The 16,046-nt window shown below is 66.7% G+C and carries 16 protein-coding genes; 7 read left to right on the top strand and 9 right to left on the bottom strand.

Annotated features, from left to right (window positions below):
• The first annotated feature begins 6 nt into the window (after window positions 1-6).
• Window positions 7-1,740, top strand: a complete 1,734-nt coding sequence (locus tag ACFSCW_RS03190; RefSeq protein WP_380886827.1) for a putative bifunctional diguanylate cyclase/phosphodiesterase — start codon at window positions 7-9, stop codon at window positions 1,738-1,740.
• Here ACFSCW_RS03190 and ACFSCW_RS03195 read toward each other — a convergent pair.
• From ACFSCW_RS03195 to ACFSCW_RS03210, 4 genes are all read right to left on the bottom strand, one after another.
• Window positions 1,701-2,912: a CCA tRNA nucleotidyltransferase gene (locus ACFSCW_RS03195; protein ID WP_380886829.1), complete on the bottom strand. Its 1,212-nt coding sequence runs from the start codon at window positions 2,910-2,912 to the stop codon at window positions 1,701-1,703. The two genes, ACFSCW_RS03190 and ACFSCW_RS03195, sit on opposite strands and share 40 nt — an antisense overlap.
• Entirely contained in the window at window positions 2,905-3,501 is a 597-nt protein-coding gene (locus tag ACFSCW_RS03200; protein ID WP_380886831.1) for a CoA pyrophosphatase, read from the bottom strand. The genes ACFSCW_RS03195 and ACFSCW_RS03200 overlap by 8 nt, the downstream gene beginning before the upstream one ends.
• Window positions 3,498-4,058 (bottom strand): DUF1285 domain-containing protein, encoded by a 561-nt coding sequence (locus ACFSCW_RS03205; RefSeq protein WP_380886833.1) that lies wholly within the window; start codon window positions 4,056-4,058, stop codon window positions 3,498-3,500. The genes ACFSCW_RS03200 and ACFSCW_RS03205 overlap by 4 nt, the downstream gene beginning before the upstream one ends.
• Window positions 4,059-4,170: 112 nt before the next feature.
• Window positions 4,171-4,686: a GNAT family N-acetyltransferase gene (locus tag ACFSCW_RS03210; RefSeq protein WP_380886834.1), complete on the bottom strand. Its 516-nt coding sequence runs from the start codon at window positions 4,684-4,686 to the stop codon at window positions 4,171-4,173.
• 97 nt (window positions 4,687-4,783) lie between these two features.
• Between ACFSCW_RS03210 and ACFSCW_RS03215 the strand changes: the two genes are divergently transcribed.
• Together ACFSCW_RS03215 and ACFSCW_RS03220 are read left to right on the top strand one after the other, a co-directional pair.
• On the top strand, window positions 4,784-5,416 hold the full coding sequence (locus tag ACFSCW_RS03215; RefSeq protein WP_380886836.1) for a glutathione S-transferase family protein: 633 nt from the start codon (window positions 4,784-4,786) through the stop codon (window positions 5,414-5,416).
• On the top strand, window positions 5,374-6,159 hold the full coding sequence (locus ACFSCW_RS03220; RefSeq protein ID WP_380886838.1) for an SDR family oxidoreductase: 786 nt from the start codon (window positions 5,374-5,376) through the stop codon (window positions 6,157-6,159). Before ACFSCW_RS03215 ends, ACFSCW_RS03220 begins: the two co-directional genes overlap by 43 nt.
• On the opposite strand, the gene ACFSCW_RS03225 is transcribed toward ACFSCW_RS03220, so the two are convergent.
• Complete coding sequence (locus ACFSCW_RS03225; RefSeq protein ID WP_380886840.1) at window positions 6,152-6,499, bottom strand: c-type cytochrome; 348 nt, start codon at window positions 6,497-6,499, stop codon at window positions 6,152-6,154. The two genes, ACFSCW_RS03220 and ACFSCW_RS03225, sit on opposite strands and share 8 nt — an antisense overlap.
• A gap of 189 nt (window positions 6,500-6,688) precedes the next feature.
• Between ACFSCW_RS03225 and ACFSCW_RS03230 the strand changes: the two genes are divergently transcribed.
• The 3 genes from ACFSCW_RS03230 to ACFSCW_RS03240 all read left to right on the top strand — a co-directional run bounded on the left by ACFSCW_RS03230 (window position 6,689) and on the right by ACFSCW_RS03240 (window position 9,461).
• Complete coding sequence (locus tag ACFSCW_RS03230) at window positions 6,689-7,027, top strand: P-II family nitrogen regulator (protein ID WP_380886842.1); 339 nt, start codon at window positions 6,689-6,691, stop codon at window positions 7,025-7,027.
• Window positions 7,014-8,492: an ammonium transporter gene (locus tag ACFSCW_RS03235; RefSeq protein WP_380886844.1), complete on the top strand. Its 1,479-nt coding sequence runs from the start codon at window positions 7,014-7,016 to the stop codon at window positions 8,490-8,492. Before ACFSCW_RS03230 ends, ACFSCW_RS03235 begins: the two co-directional genes overlap by 14 nt.
• A gap of 201 nt (window positions 8,493-8,693) precedes the next feature.
• Complete coding sequence (locus ACFSCW_RS03240; protein WP_380886846.1) at window positions 8,694-9,461, top strand: TorF family putative porin; 768 nt, start codon at window positions 8,694-8,696, stop codon at window positions 9,459-9,461.
• Window positions 9,462-9,520: 59 nt separating this feature from the next.
• Here ACFSCW_RS03240 and ACFSCW_RS03245 read toward each other — a convergent pair whose 3' ends face one another.
• Window positions 9,521-11,851 carry a putative bifunctional diguanylate cyclase/phosphodiesterase gene (locus ACFSCW_RS03245; protein ID WP_380886848.1) on the bottom strand — a complete coding sequence of 777 codons (2,331 nt, stop codon included), beginning with the start codon at window positions 11,849-11,851 and terminating at the stop codon, window positions 9,521-9,523.
• Window positions 11,848-12,438: a methylamine utilization protein gene (locus ACFSCW_RS03250; RefSeq protein ID WP_380886849.1), complete on the bottom strand. Its 591-nt coding sequence runs from the start codon at window positions 12,436-12,438 to the stop codon at window positions 11,848-11,850. The genes ACFSCW_RS03245 and ACFSCW_RS03250 overlap by 4 nt, the downstream gene beginning before the upstream one ends.
• A gap of 142 nt (window positions 12,439-12,580) precedes the next feature.
• Between ACFSCW_RS03250 and ACFSCW_RS03255 the strand changes: the two genes are divergently transcribed.
• Complete coding sequence (locus ACFSCW_RS03255) at window positions 12,581-13,798, top strand: hypothetical protein (protein WP_380886851.1); 1,218 nt, start codon at window positions 12,581-12,583, stop codon at window positions 13,796-13,798.
• On the opposite strand, the gene nagA is transcribed toward ACFSCW_RS03255, so the two are convergent.
• Both nagA and ACFSCW_RS03265 read right to left on the bottom strand, forming a co-directional pair.
• On the bottom strand, window positions 13,788-14,939 hold the full coding sequence (nagA, locus tag ACFSCW_RS03260; RefSeq protein WP_380886853.1) for an N-acetylglucosamine-6-phosphate deacetylase: 1,152 nt from the start codon (window positions 14,937-14,939) through the stop codon (window positions 13,788-13,790). The two genes, ACFSCW_RS03255 and nagA, sit on opposite strands and share 11 nt — an antisense overlap.
• On the bottom strand, window positions 14,939-15,946 hold the full coding sequence (locus ACFSCW_RS03265) for an SIS domain-containing protein (protein WP_380886855.1): 1,008 nt from the start codon (window positions 15,944-15,946) through the stop codon (window positions 14,939-14,941). The genes nagA and ACFSCW_RS03265 overlap by 1 nt, the downstream gene beginning before the upstream one ends.
• Window positions 15,947-16,046: the final 100 nt, after the last annotated feature.

Below are 16,046 nucleotides of genomic sequence, written 5' to 3' on the forward strand. Positions count from 1 at the left end.
GATGCGATGCCGTCCCGCGCCTCAACATTGCGCAAGCTCGCACCGGTGCCGGAGCTTGTCTCCGATACGGCCGATCTGTCGCAGGAATTCTCGAAGCTGTTCGTGTCTGCGCGGCACCAGTTTCTCGAAGGGCTGCCGCTTCCGGGCGCTTTGATCAGCCTGCAGGATGGCGCGATGCACTGCATCGACTGCAATGCGGAGTTCCGGCGGCTCGGTCAGTCCGATGATGTGCCCATCCTCGACGACCCCGAGATCGGGACGCTGCTGAAAAGCTTTTTCGCCGGCAGCGACAAGATTTCCGACTATGAGTGGATAGACGGCAACCCGATCACGGGCCGAGAATACACGATCCGTCTGGCGCGGATGCAGCTCGTGCTCGCCGAAGCGCCGGCCTGTCTGGTGACCTTGATCGATCACACGGCGGAGCGCGCGGCGCAGAAGAGCCTCCGGCTGGAAATGTTCAACGACGCGCTGACCGGGTTGCCCAACCGCGCTGGATTCGGCGATCGGCTAGAGACTGCGCTCGAGACAGGCCCGACCGGCGCGACAGGCGTGCTCGTCGTCGATCTCACCCGCTTCAGCCGGATCAACGAATCGATCGGCGACGTCGCCGGCGACGAACTGCTCATCACCGTCGCACGACGGATGCTGTCGACGATGCGGGCCAGCGACGTGCTCGCCCGGATCGGCGGCAACGAATTCGGCATCATGGTCGCGATCAAGGATGGTCCCGAAGAACTGCTTGCGGTCGCCGAACGGATCAACGCGGTGCTGGTCGCGCCCTGCCGGCTATCCGATCTGGAAATCCGCATCGGCTGCGCGATCGGCGCCGCTGTTTACGACGGCGAGACCAGCGCCGACGAGCTCATCCGCCACGCGCAATTCGCGTTGAAGAGCGCCAAGGCAAAAAGCGGCATCGAGCTTTATCAGCCCGGCGCTTTCCACATCGCGCGACAGCAGTTTACGACAGAAACCAGCCTGAGACGGGCGATCGAAGCCAATCGGCTGACACTCGCCTTCCAACCGGTGATCGAACTGAACAGCGGGAAAGTGACCAGCTTCGAAGCGCTGGCGCGGTGGCGCGAGGAAGGCGTGGACATCCCTCCCTCGACCTTCATCCCGGTGGCCGAGGAATCGGGATTGATCGTGCCGCTCGGGCGTTGGGCATTGGATGAAGCAGCCCGGACATTGAAGCTATGGGACCGTGTGGCGGGCAGCGATGTCCCCGTGCGGATGGCCGTCAACGTATCGGCGATTCAGATCGCCCGCGACGATGTGCCGACGATGCTGCGGGAAGCGGTCGCCAGGCATGACGTGGCGGCCGAACGTCTGGTGCTGGAACTGACCGAAAGCGTGATCGTCGCCGATCCGGACAGGGCGGCGAAAGCGATGGAATCGATCCGCCAGATCGGTGCGACGATCGCGCTCGACGATTTCGGCACCGGCTATTCCAACCTTGCCTATCTGCAGCGCCTGCCGATCGACGTGCTGAAGATCGACCAGAGCTTCGTGACCGGCATGCTCGGCAACCGCGACAAGGTCGCGATCGTGCGCGCGGTGCTGTCGCTGGCCGAGGCGCTGGGGCTGCGGACCACGGCCGAGGGCGTCGAGACGCTGGAGCTGGCGCAGACGCTGGCGGCGCTCGGTTGCACCCGTGGGCAGGGATATTTCTATTCCGCGCCGCTGAGCGCGGAAGATGCCTATGCCTTCTGGGCGCGGAGCAATTCGCGCGCGACCTGATCGGCGAGTGTTTCCACTGCGCTTCGGTCGGGGAAGCCCGCAGCGATCCAGCGGTCCTCGACCATCTTCAGGCCCTTGGCAACGAGCGGGCCGGCGCTGAGGCCGCGTTCGACAAGCGCACCGCCGGAGATCGGGAGGCGTGGGGGCGTCCAGCCGGCCGCAGCCGCGGCCTGGTCCGGTTGCCCGGCGAGAAGCAGGCGGTCGACGGTGCCTTCGGTGCCGATTCGATAGGCCAGTTCCCGCGGCGGCTCGGAACGGGCGCTGACCGCCAGCGCCAGGCGCTTGCGGATCGCGTTCGACAGCTTGAGCCGTGCGGCGATCTCCTCCGCCTTTGCCGGGTCCTGAGGCAGCAACGCGGCGAGACGGCGCACCGCATCGCCCGGCAGCTCGACCGACCGCTCCGCCGCGATCAGCGCTTTCAGCCGCTCCAGGGCGTCGCCGCCGATCTCGGGCAGCACCGGCTTCAGTATGTCGCGCGCGAGCATATAGCCGATCGCCGGCGCGGGGTCGTCGCATCCCAGCAGCTTCAGCAGCTCGTCGGCGATCCGCTCGCGGCTGAGCGCCATCAGATCGTTCGCGCGCGCGGCGCAGGCGTCATAGGCGGCCGGCTCGGGTTCGCCGCGGCCGAAGCGCGCGTGGAAACGGAAGAAGCGCAGGATGCGCAGATGGTCCTCGGCGATGCGCTGGAGCGGTTCGCCGATGAAGCGGACGACGCCGGCGTGCAGGTCGGCAAGGCCGCCGAAATAGTCGAACACTTCGCCGGTCAGCGGATCGGCGGAGAGCGCGTTGATCGTAAAGTCGCGGCGGGCGGCGTCTTCCCGCCAGCTTTCGGTGAAGGCGACGGTGGCGCGCCGGCCGTCCGTCGAGACGTCGCGGCGCAGCGTCGTCACCTCGACCGGCTTGCCGCCGACGACCACGCCGACGGTGCCGTGGGCGATGCCGGAGGGGCTGCTCCATACGGTCAGTCCGGCGGCGCTCGCGCTTTCCTTGACGGCTTTGGGCAAGATTTGCGTGCCGATGTCGAGGTCGCCTGGCGCGACACCGGCCAGCGTGTCGCGCACCCAGCCGCCGATGTACCGGCTGCGTCCCTCGCCGAAGCCGATCGCCTCGCCCAGCCGGGCGAGTCCGTCGGCGTCCCAGCCGGCCGGGGGCACTGGCACCCGCTCAGTCATCGCGCAACCGATGCGCCAGATTGACGATCATCGCCGCCGTCGCGCCCCAGATCCGCCGGTCGCTCCACAGGATCTCGTAATAGCGGCGGCGCCGGCCCTGCCAATCGACCTCCACCTCCCTATGGTTTGTGGGATCAAGCAGGTAATCGAGCGGGGCTTCGAACCAGTCGGCGACTTCGGCTGCACTGAGCGCGAGCGGCAGGTCGGGCGGCACCACGCCGATGATCGGCGTCACTTCGAAGCCCGTGATGGTCACATAACGGTCCGCCGGCCCCACGACGCGCACCCGATCGCGGGGCAGCGCGATCTCCTCCTCGGCTTCTCGCAGCGCCGCGGCGATCGCGTCCTCGCCGGGATCGATGCAGCCGCCGGGGAAAGCGACCTGGCCGGCATGCTTGCGCAGCGTTTCGGTGCGCTGGGTGAGGATTACGCCCGGCTCGGTGCGGTCGGTGACGGCGACCAGCACCGCGGCGGGCGTGAGGTCAGTCACCGGCTCCAGAACGGCGTCGCGCATGTCGCTGTCGAGCGGCACCGGACCGCGCGCGGCACCGCGGTCCAGCCGTTCGCGCAAGTCGGCGACGAGACTCATGCGATGGGAAAGAAGGCGCCGTCGCTCCACAGGCCCGGCGGGTCTGCGCCTTCATCGAGTGCGGCGTTGGCGAGTTCGTAATAGACCGGGCGGGCGACCAAAGCCTCCATTCCCTTGCGGACCAGCAGATAGGGATGGGTGCCGTCTGCCTTGTTCTCGAATCGCAGCGGATGATCGGGGCCGGCGACGATCAGGTCGCCGGTGTTCAGGCGGAAGGCGAGGCGGCGCTGCTGGCCTTCGCCTTCGCTTTTCACTTCGACGGCGACAAACGGTGCGTCCTCGACCGCGATGTCGAGCTTCTCGGCCGGCGTGACGAGCACATAGGAGCCGTCCGCCTCGCGCCGCAGGATGGTCGAGAACAGCTTGACCATCGCCGGCCGGCCGATCGGCGAGCCCTGATGGAACCAGGTGCCGTCGCGCGCGATCCGCATCTCGCTGTCGCCGCAATGGGACGGGTTCCAGCTCTCGACCGGCGGCAGCTTCGCTTCAGCCGCGAGCTTGGCGATCTCGGCCAGCGACAATCCGGTCAGGTCGGGAGGTGGCGCGGCCATCGGCATGGTTTGGCTCTAGCGTGACTCATTAGGGCCGTCATGCCGAACTTGTTCGGCACAAGGGTGGGCGCGACGGATGCTGGCAACGGCGCGCCAGTCGATCGGAGCGGTTCGGACCTTATCCCGAAACAAGTTCGGGATGACGAATGGAGATGAGCTCGCCTTCCTTCGCCACTTCCCGCCGCACACGGGCGAGCAGGCGGCGCTGCTCGTACGGACCATCGATGCGCCAGCCGGCGGCCGGGGCGGCGGTGAAGCCGAAGCGCTCGTAATATTCGGGATCGCCGATCATCATCAGTGCGCCCGCACCGGCCGCATCCGCTGCCGCGAGCAGCGCCTGCATCAGCGCCTTGCCGATGCCGGCGTTCTGCACATCGGGCGCGACCGCCACCGGCCCCACCATCACGACCTGGTCGACGCCCTGCGCGGCGCGCAGCGCCACCGGCCAGCTTTGCAGCGTGCCGACGAGCCGCTCGCCTTCCCAGGCGGCGAAGCTCAGCGCCGGGATCGCGCTGGCGCCCTCGCGCAGCCGATAGGCCGTGCGCCCGCGTCGATCCGCACCGAAGGCGGCGTCGAGCAAGGCTTCGACGGCATTCGGGTCGGCTTTCGCAAGCGGGGTCAGGGTGACGGCCAACGATTCACTCCATGCGCCCGGGCATGGACGCCCGGAGCGCGGCGCTTTAGCGTCGATGGGACAGAATGAAAGCTGAATGTGAAGGGAGCGTTTCGCGGTGATTCTGTATGACGCGGTCTGGGCGCCCAATCCACGCCGGGTGCGGGTGTACCTGGCGGAAAAGGGGCTGACGATCGAACGACGCATGGTCGATCTGGCCGACGGCGAGAATCTGCGCGAGCCCTTTCTATCCGTGAACGATCGAGGCACCGTTCCGGTGCTGGAGCTCGACGATGGTCAGCGGATCCCCGATTCGGTTGCGATCTGCCGCTATCTGGAAGCGCTGCACCCGGATCCGCCGATGTTCGGCCGCACGCCCGAGGAGATCGGCCAGATCGAGGCCTGGACGCGCAAGATCGAGGCGGAGGGCTATGCCGGCGTCGTTTATGCTTTCCGCAATCGCAACAAGCATATGGTCGGCCGCGCGCTCTCCGGCCATTGGCCGCCGGTGCCGCAGTGCGCGGAACTGGTGATGCGCGGGCAAAATATGTGGAATTGGTTCGTCGAGATGATGGACGCGCGGCTGGAGGGCCGCGACTGGATCGCGACCGAGGCCTACAGCTTCGCCGATCTGACCGCACAGATCACGGTGGACTTCGCCAAGGCGACCCGGCTGTCCGACGGTGCGCTCCCGCCCGCGCTGGCCAAATGGCACGAGCGCGTATCGGCCCGGGCGAGCGCGGCGGCATGACGCCGGAATTCGGCAAGCCTCGCACCGCGATCGTCACCGGTGGCGCCCGGCGGATCGGGTGCGCTATTGCGCGAGCGCTCGCGGCGGACGGCTGGCACGTGCTGATCCATCATCATACGTCCGACGCTTCGGAGCTGGCGCGGGAGTTGGGCGGCTCTGCGGTGCAGGCCGATCTGGCCGATGCGGACGCGGCCCGGACCATCATTGCCGCTCTGGATGGTCTGCCGCCGCCCGCGCTGCTGGTGAACAGCGCGGCGGGATTCGATCTCGACCAGTTCGGCGACTTCGACGCCGGGCAATGGGATCGTCATCTGGCCGTGAACGCCCGGGCGCCGGCGCTGCTGACCCAGGCGTTTGCAAAGGCGGTGCCGGAGGGACAAGGCGCGCTGGTCGTCAACCTGCTCGACGCGAAGTTGGTGCAGCCGAATCCCGACTTTTTTACCTACACCGTGTCCAAAATGGCGCTCGCCGGGGCGATGGAACTGGCGGCGCGGGTGCTGGCCCGGCGCGGCATTCGGGTGTGCGGGATCGCGCCTTCGGTGACGCTCGTCTCCGGCCCGCAGACGCGAGAGAACTTCGAGGACGTGCACCGGCTCAACGCGCTCGGGCGCGGCGTGACGGTCGAGCAGATCGTCGAAGCGCTGCGCTTCATCATCGCGACACCGACGCTGACCGGCCAGACGATCGTGCTGGACGGCGGCCAGCGCTTCCTGCGGCTGGAACGCGACGTTCAGTTCATTTGATCGATTTCAGCCAGGCGATCAGCTTCGCCCGCTTGGTCGCGTCGGGCATGCCCGCATAGACCATCCGGTTGCCGGGCACCTTGGCCCGCGGGTTGGCGATATAGGCGTTGAGTTCGGCTTCGGACCACACGCCTTTCTGGGCTTTCATCGCGGGCGAATAGTTGAATCCGGGCACCGAAGCCTTGGGCCGGCCGACAATTTTGTAGAGCGTCGGCCCAAGCCGGTTCTGGTTCGGCGCAACGGTGTGGCACGCGGCGCATTGCGCAAAGCTCGGGTCCATCTGTGCACCCGCAGCACCAGCCCCGAGCACAATTCCGACCAATCCCAACAGCTTGCGCATGCGAGCCTCCACTCTTCCCAGAGATCGTGACTACCCGCTCCAACCTGAATGACAAGCAACAAATTGGTATCGCACGTTACCTTTTCCGCAACTGCGAAACAAAATACTTCGCAGTTGCACAATTTTTGTTGACGGGGTTGTAACCTGTGTGAAACAGTCCGGCCCCGGGTCAATCGGGGAGACACGGGCGTGAAACTTGTCACTGCCATCATTAAACCCTTCAAGCTGGATGAGGTGCGCGAAGCGCTGACCGCCCTAGGCGTGTCAGGGCTGACCGTGACCGAAGTCCAGGGCTTCGGCCGTCAGAAGGGTCAGAAGGAAATCTATCGCGGCGCCGAGTACGAAACCAACACGGTGCCCAAGATCAAGGTCGAGGTCGTGTGCCCGACGGGGCAAGCGGAACGGGTGGTCGAGGCGATTCAAACCGCCGCGCACACCGGCTCGATCGGCGACGGCAAGATTTTCGTCACGGAGGTCGGCCACGCCGTCCGCATCCGCACCGGGGAGACCGACGATGCGGCGATCTGAGACAATCATGGGGGCGCAGATGAAGTGGAAGTTCGGGCTCGCGGCGCTCGCCGCGGCTTTTGTCGCCATGCCCGCCTGGGCGCAGGAAGCGGCAAACGCCGCCGCAGCCGCGTCGCCCATCCCGGCCGCGACCGTGAACAAGGGCGACACCGCCTGGATGCTGACCTCGACGCTGCTGGTGCTGATGATGTCGGTGCCGGGGCTCGCGCTGTTCTATGGCGGCCTGGTCCGCACCAAGAACATGCTCTCGGTGCTGACGCAGGTGCTGATGATCGTGTGCATGGTCGCGGTGCTGTGGATCACCTATGGCTATTCGGAAGCTTTTACCGGCGGCAACGCCTTTTTCGGCGGCTTCTCCAAGGCGCTATTGATGGGCGTGGACGCCAACAGTCAGGCGGCGACCTTCTCCAACGGCGTCTATATTCCTGAATACGTCTATATCTGTTTCCAGATGACGTTCGCGTGCATCACCCCGGCGCTGTACGTCGGGTCTGTGGCGGAGCGCGTGAAGTTCTCGCCGCTGATGCTGTTCACGGCGCTGTGGGTCACGCTCGTCTATTTCCCGATCGCGCACATGGTCTGGTATTGGGGCGGTCCGGACGCGGTTGCCGCTGCCGCACTCAAGGGTGCCGACGCACTTTCTGCGCAGAATCTGGATGCGGGCTATCTGTTCCAGAAAGGCGCGCTCGACTTCGCCGGCGGCACCGTCGTGCACATCAATGCCGGTATCACCGGCCTGGTGATGTGCCTTCTGCTCGGCAAGCGCCGCGGGTTCCCCAAGGAGCCGATGCCGCCGCACTCGCTGACCATGACGATGATCGGCGCCAGCCTGTTGTGGGTCGGCTGGTTCGGCTTCAACGCCGGTTCGAACCTGGAATCGAACGGCGTGACCGGCGTTGCCTTCATCAACACCTTCGTCGCCACGGCCGCGGCCGGCCTGTCCTGGCTACTGACCGAGCAGGTGGTGCGCGGCAAGCCGTCGCTGCTGGGCGCAGCCTCGGGCGTCGTCGCAGGGCTGGTCGCGGTCACGCCGGCGTCGGGTTACGCCGGGCCGATGGGCTCGGTCGTGCTCGGGCTGATCGTCTCGCCGATCTGCTTCTTCTTCGTCTCCTGGGTGAAGTCGAAGTTCGCCTATGACGACTCGCTCGACGTGTTCGGCGTGCACTGCATCGGCGGTATCACCGGCGCGCTGCTGACGGGCATCCTGGATGCGCCTTATCTCGGTGGCCAGGGCATCGCCGACTATTCGACCAAGCCGGGCACGCTGGTTGCCGGGACTTACGACATGGCCGCCCAGCTCTGGATCCAGCTGCAGGGCGTGCTGGTGACGCTGCTCTGGTCCGGGATCGGCGCCGCGGTCATCTTCATCCTGATCGACAAGACCTGGGGCATGCGCGTCACGCCAGAGGTCGAGCTCGAAGGCCTCGACATCGCCGAGCACGGCGAGCGCGCCTACCATTATTGACGAGGTCCACCTGCGAGGGACTGACTGGGCCGGCGAGCAAACCTCGCCGGCCCTTCTTTTATGTTGCGGTGCAGCATTTTTCCTCTTGTGCACCGCGGCGACTTGCGTCAGATTTGTTTCACGGTCGTATTCGCATCCGCTCACGAGGCGCGGAGTGACCATCGCAGGCTGGACGTCGCGTCAACCCAAAGAGGGGACATCATGCGCACGTCATTTCAGGCCCTGGGGGCAGGGCTGCTACTCGTTTCCACCGCCGCTTTCGCGGAGGATGCCCCGCCACCCGATTTCACGATCACCGGCGGCGCCACCATCGCCAGCCAGTATCGTTTCCGCGGCATTTCGCAGTCGGACAACAAGCCGGTCGTGCAAGGCACGTTCACGGTCGCTCACTCGTCGGGCTTCTATGTCTCGACCTGGGGATCGAGCGCGACCGCCGGCAACAGCACCGTCAATATCGGCGGCACCGAGATCGACGTTTACGGCGGCTGGACGCATGGGCTCGGCAGCAGCGGCGTCACGATCGACGTCGGCGGCTATGGCTATATCTATCCGGGCGCGTCGGGACTCAATTATTACGAGATCTACGGCTCGCTCGCGAAGACCTTCGGTCCGGTGACGGCCAAGGCGGGCGTCTATTTTGCGCCGGACCAGAAGAACACGGTCAAGTCGAACACCTATGTCTATGGCGAGCTGTCGGGCACGATCCCGGGCACGCCGGTGATCCTGCACGGCCATCTTGGTCACACCGGCGGCGCGTTCGACTACACCAAGGACTATATCGACTATACCGTCGGCGCGTCCGTCAAGTGGAAGGCGTTGACCTTCGACCTGTCGCTGGTCGGCACCAACGTGAAGAAGAGCGATGCGCGCCGCGCGCCGTTCTTCGATCAGACCGGCACGCTCAATCCGGGCGAAACCTATCGGGCGGCGAAGCCAGTCGCCGTCGCGTCGGTGACGGCCTCCTTCTAACCCCGGGGGCATGCGCGCGGGGTCGAGCGGACCCCGCGCGCCTTGTGCCGGCAAGCCGTTCAGGCGGCGGCTGCGGTCTTCGCCAGCAGCTCGAGCGTATCCTCGGCCGCCACGGGGCAACTGAACAGATAGCCCTGAATGCTGCTGCAGCCGTGCCGCTGCAGCGTGGCGAGCTGCCTGTCTTCCTCGACGCCCTCGGCCGTGGTTTCCATGTGCAGCGCGTTGGCGAGGTCGATGATCGATTTGACGATCGCGACCGCGCTTTCGTCCGACGCGATCGAGTCGACGAAGCTCTTGTCGATCTTCAGCTTGTCGAAGGGGAAGCTGCGGAGATAGCTGAGCGACGAATAGCCGGTGCCGAAATCGTCGAGCGCGATGCGAACGCCGAGCTCACGCAAGCGATGCAGCAAGTCGACGATCGGCCCTTCGCCTTCGATAAACACCGATTCCGTGATTTCGATCTCCAGCCGCTTAGGCGGAAGGCCGGAGCGGGCGAGCGCCTGGAACACGATGTTGGCGAAGCCGCTGTTGCGGAACTGGATCGGCGACACGTTCACTGCGACCCGCACGTCATCGGGCCAGGCGATCGCCTGACGGCAAGCCTCGTGCATCGCCCATTCGCCGATGGCGACGATCAGGCCGGTCTCTTCTGCAACAGGCACGAATTCGGCGGGCGGGATCATGCCGCGTTCGGGATGGTCCCAGCGCAGTAGCGCTTCGAAGCAGCCGACCCGCTCCGTTTTCAGATCAAAGATCGGCTGGAAGTGGAGTCGGAATTGCCCCGTCGCCAGCGCCTCCCGCAAGTCGAGCTCCAGCTGACGCCGCTTGCGTGCCGCGGCGTCGAGTGCCGGTTCGAAGAAGCGGAACGTGCCGCGTCCATCCTGTTTGGCACGGTAGAGCGCGAGGTCGGCATTCTTCAGCAAGGCGTCGGCATCGGCGCCGTCGGAGGGGCCGATCGCAACGCCGATGCTGACGCCGCTTGCGATCTGGTGACCGTCGGCACGCATCGGCGCCTTCATCCGCTCGACGATACGCTGGGCGACGGTGCGGGCGCGGTCGATATGATCGGTCGACAGGATGATCGCGAACTCGTCGCCGCCCAGCCGCGCGACCACACCGTCCGGCGCTTCTTCCAGCAGCAGCGTCGCGACGATGCACAGCAGCGCATCGCCGACCGGGTGGCCGAGCGTATCGTTGACGCCCTTGAAGCCGTCGAGGTCGAGGCACAGCACCGCGACCTCGCGGCCATTATGCGGTTCGCGCGCCAGTGCGAGCTCGAGCTGCTCATGGAAAAAGCTGCGATTGGGCAGGCTGGTCAGCGCATCGTGAAAGGCCAGGTGGGTGATGCGATGCTCGCGCTCCACAATCCCGGCAGACATGCGGTTGAAGCTTTCGGCGAGGCGGCCGATCTCGTCGGTGCCGACCACTTCCACTTCATTGCGCGCGCCTTGCTCCAGCGCCTGGGCGGCGCGGTCGAGCGCGGCGATCGGTTCGGTGAGTTGCGCCGCGAGCTTCGAGCTGCCGCGGAGCACCAGAATCAGCCCGAGCAGCCCCGCCGAAGCGATGCCGAGCTGCAGCGCCCAATAGGATTCGAGCGCCGCGCTCCAGGGATAGGACAGCATCAGCGCGGCTTGCGCCTTGCCGTTCGGCCCGGGCAGCGGCTTGACCAGCGCGAAGGCGCGGCCGTCCGGCGTGTCGATGGCGACGGGAGAGTGGCCGACCGCCTGCATCGGCACGTCCAGATCGCTCGCCCCGCTGTGCCACACGCCTTCGCGGCCGCGGGTCAGGATCGACGCGGTGAGCGGGATTGCCGACAAGCGCTCCATCGCGCGCATCTGCAGCGCATCGAGCGGCAATACGAACACCACCGACCCGATCTGCACCGGCGCCATCACCGGCGAGACGACATAGCGCCAGACGCCGGCATGCCCGGCAACGACCGCTTCCCGGCGGTTGCCGGACAGATCCTGCGCCACCTGCGCCGCGGATGCCCGCAACGTCGGTGGCGCCTCGCCGATCACGCGGCCGTCGCTTTCTACGACCAACGCGTAGGGAACTCGGGCGCGCTGCTTGAGGCTGGCGAGCGCGGAATCGATCGTTGGCGCATCGCCGCTCGCCACCGCCGCGCGAAAGCCGAAGTCGCGCGCCAGAACGTCGGCGGAATCGCTCAACGAGCGCGCCTGAAGCTGCCACAGCCGGTCGTAAACGGCGCTGGATGTGGTCATCGCCGCGCGCACCGAGTTCCGTGCATGGCCCCAGATCATAACTTGGGCGACGGTGGCGACCCCGACCATGATCAGCGCGAATAGCAATGCGTAGCGCACCGCGAGTCGCGTCCGCAGCCGTGCGAACTGCCATTTCGGCAGCGCGGCCAGAACGCGTCCGATCACCGGCGGATCACCAATGTCGTCGTCAGTCCCCCGCCAGCAACGGTGCCCGGCTGGCTCAACATATTGCCCGGCGCGCGGACGCCGGGGTGCCAAACCGACAGCGTCACGGCGCCGGGCGGGACGTCGCGAAAGGCGGCATGGCCCTTTTCGTCGGTCTGAGCGGCCCAGGGCGTGTCGGAGACGACGACGAAGCCCGACATGGAATCATGGATGTTGCAGCCGAGCGCCACCACGCCCGGCTTATCGAATGTCACCGACCGCGCTTCTTCCTGCCCGTACAGCTTCAGCTCGAACCGCTTCGGCGCGGAGAAGGAATACACGTGGTGCCGGACCCGGTCGCGGTTGGGAAAGCTGACCGAGGCGCCGACCGGAACAATGAGGACATGAGGCTGGAAGGCGATATTCTTTTGCGCGACCACATAGGGGCCGGGCAGCCCGGCCGCGGCGTCCGGCATATGGGCGCTGCGCACCTGCACGACAGCGCCGGCGAGCGGCTTGCCGTCCGGACCGCGCACGTCGATCGAAACCGACGCCGCGTTGGCGGCGGCGGGCACGATCAGCATCAGGCTCGTCAGCAGCGCGCGCATCGCCGGCAGACTAGGGGCGAGGACGTTGTGATTTGGTAAAATAATCCGTTATTCTCAATGCAGTTAGCGCCCCGTTTACCCTGCTGCATTAAGCCTCGGAGCTATGTCCGCCCGGCTCGCGCCTCCCATTCTTGTGCTTGCGTTGCCCCTGGGAGCCGCGGCGGCGCAGAGCTATGACGAGAACCCGTCGGGCCATGCGCTTTACGTGCTGTTGGACGGCCGGTTGACGGCATCCGATGGTGAGCCTGCATGGTTGCCCGGTGGCTTCGGCAAGGCGCGCTTCGGCGGCGGCCAGAACGGTGACACCCGCTTCCGCGCCCGCCCAGTCGAGGCGAATGTCGTCTGGCAGCCACGCCTGACCTGGTCGCTCGACGCCACGATCGCCGTCACTGCGCAACAGGGCCAGGAACACCCTGTCGACCTGTCCGAAGCCTATTTGAGCTACCGTCACGATCCGGTCGGGCCCTGGCGCGCGTCGGCGCGGCTTGGCCTGATGTGGCCGCCGGTTTCGCTCGAACATTCCGGGCCGGCATGGTCGGTGACTGACACCATCAGCCCTTCAGCGATCAACGCCTGGATCGGCGAGGAAGTGAAGGCCGCGGCTGCCGAAGCGAGCCTGTCGCGCAAACTGGGCGAGGGGCGCGTGACCGGCACGGTCGCGCTGTTCGGCTTCAACGACACCGCCGGCACGTTGCTCGCCTTTCGCGGCTGGGCGCTGCACGACGAGAAAGCGACCGCCTTCGGGCAACAGCCGCTTCCGCCGCTCGACGCCTTCATGCAGACCGCGCAGGCGCCGAAGACCCGGCCGGTGATCGAGCTGGACAATCGCCCCGGCTTCTATGCCAAGCTCGGTTGGTCAGGGGCCAAGGCGAACGTGGCTGCCTTCTACTACGACAATCGCGGCGATCCCGAAGCGGTGGACGAGTATCTCCAATGGGGCTGGCGGACGCGCTTCGCCAACCTGTCGGTCCGCCTCGATCCTGATCCGAACACTACGATCCGCGCCCAGGCTATGACCGGCTCGACCAGGATGGGCTATTCGATGAACGGCCGCATCTGGGTGGACACGGGCTTCCGCTCCGCGTTCCTTATGGCGACGCGTCAGGTCGCGCACAGCGCCAATATTTCGGGCCGGATCGAGGCGTTCGGCACGCGCGGCCGCGGCAGCGTGCTTGGCAGCCAAACCAGCGAAGACGGCTGGGCCGGGACGCTCGCGGCGAAGCGCGGCTTCGGCGACCATGTGATGGTGCTTGCCGAGCTGCTCCATGTCGAAAGTCGCCGCGACGATCGCGCACGGATCGGGCTGGCGCCGAGGCAGCGGCAGACGGTGGCGCAACTGGCGGTGCGAGTCAGCCGCTAGGCGTCGCACGACTCGATCGCGACTCCGTGATCCAGGTGGATGCGACGCTCAGATCCGGCCGTAGCCGAACCAGCGATGCCGCCGCGCCCGCGCGGATATGGCCATAACGCTGTCCAAGCCCCAGAAACGCGGCCGGCACTGCCGAAGCCATAGCGAGTGCGGCGGTAAGCGGCTGGCCGAGCATCGTTACCGTGTTGGCGACGGCCCGCGCCATATCGAGGTCCGATCCGGCAAGCGTTCCGTCATCGTCGACGCAGACGCCGTCCACCACGCGGATGCGTTTCCCCTGCAGCACGAACTCCCTGGGGCCGCCGACCGTCGGCATCGCATCGGTTACCAACATGAGCGCTTCGGAGCCGCGCGCGCGGATCGCGACGCGCAGCGTGGCCGGGTCGACATGCCGGCCGTCGACGATGATCCCGGCGGTCACCCTGTCGCTGTCGAGGATGGCGCCGACCGTCCCCGCCTCCCGGCTGCCGAGTTGCGACATGGCATTGAACAGGTGCGTCGCGCCGCTCAGCCCGGCTTCGATTGCGGCGGACATCTGCGCATAGCTTGCGTTGGTGTGGCCCGCCGCAACGATCGCTCCGCGCGCGACAAGCGTTCGGATCATCTCCGGGCTGGTCATGTCCGGCGCCAGCGTGACCAGTGTGCGGCCGCGTTTCAGGCGGGTCAGCAGCGCGACGGCTTCGTGATCGAGCGGCCGGATCTTGTCGGCGCGATGGATGCCGCGCCGCTCAACGTTCAGGAACGGCCCTTCGATATGGATGCCCAGCACGCCGGGCACGCCGTGTTCTATCGCTTGGTCGACCGCCTCGATCGCACGGACAATGATCGGCAGATCGTCGCTGATCAGCGTCGGCAGGAAGCCGGTGGTGCCGAAGCGGCGATGCGCGGCGCCGATTGCAGCGATCGTCTCGATTGTCGGCGTGTCGTTGAACAGCACGCCGCCGCCGCCGTTCACCTGGGTGTCGATGAAGCCGGGTGCGAGGATATCGCCCTCAAGATCGACCGCTTCTCCTTCGGGCCGGGGGAGGTCCGGCACAACCGCTTCGATCATGCCGTGCTTCACGGACACGGCCATACCGTCGCGCAGCGCGCCCTCGATCAGGATCGGCCCGTTATGGAAGACCGTGCGCATCAGATCGTCTCGGTGACCTTGTTGAGATGGGGCGGCCGGTCGGGATCGAAGCCGCGCGCCACCGAAAGCCGCGCCGCGGCGGCGTAGAAGCTCTGGATCTGCAGGATCGGCGCGATCGCAGCGCTGCTCTCCACATGCGGCAGGCAGACGGCGCCCGGCACGTGGCCGCCGACTAGGAAGACGGGCGCGCCGCGTGCCGCGCAATCGGCCGCGAGCGTGTCGATGCCCTCGGCCGCTTCGTCGGGCTGGCGGAAGATCAACAGCGGGAAGTCGCGCCCCACCAGCGCCATCGGCCCGTGCCGAACCTCCGCCGTGCTGAACGCCTCGGCGTGCAGCCCGCATGTCTCCTTGAACTTGAGCGCGGCTTCCTGCGCGACGCCGAGCCCGAGTCCGCGGCCCAGAACATATAGACCGCGCACGTCTTGAAGCCCGTCGACCAGCGCCGTCCAGTCGCAATGCCAGCTGGACGCAAGCAGGCTCGGCAGGACGACGAGGTCGCGCTTCAGTTCGGCGGAACCAGACCATGCCGCGACAAGCTGCAAGAGTGCGGTGAGGCTCGCGATATAGGATTTGGTCGCGGCGACGCTCGTCTCCGGCCCGGCATGGAGCGGCAGCAGCCAGTCGGCGCTGGCCGCAAGCGGCGACCCGGCCGCGTTGACCAACGCCGCGACCGTCGCGCCGGCGCCTGCGGCCGCATCGACCAGCGCGAGCAGGTCCGGGCTCGCGCCCGACTGCGAGATCGCGAGGCAGAGGGCGCGCGACAGCTTCGGCTCGACGCCATAGACCGAGGCGGTCGAAGGCGCAGCCGATGCGACCGGGATACCGATCCGCGTTTCGATCAGATATTTGGCAAACGTCGCCGCATGATCGGAGCTGCCGCGCGCGCAGGTGAGCACGACGTCCGGCGGCGCATCCCGCAGTGCCGCGCCAAGACTGTCCGCCTGCACCGCATTGGCCGAAAGCAGCCGCGCCACCGCCTGAGGCGCTTCGGCGGCCTCAATGAACATCTGGGTCGTTTCGGCGACAATCACAGCTTGGTCAGTTCCGCGACGAAAGCATGGGCGTGAACCGGCGTTCTAGATGAAGCCGTCTTCATCCGCGACCGCG

This window comes from Sphingomonas tabacisoli (genome assembly GCF_042678385.1).
Lineage (GTDB): Bacteria > Pseudomonadota > Alphaproteobacteria > Sphingomonadales > Sphingomonadaceae > Sphingomonas_B > Sphingomonas_B tabacisoli.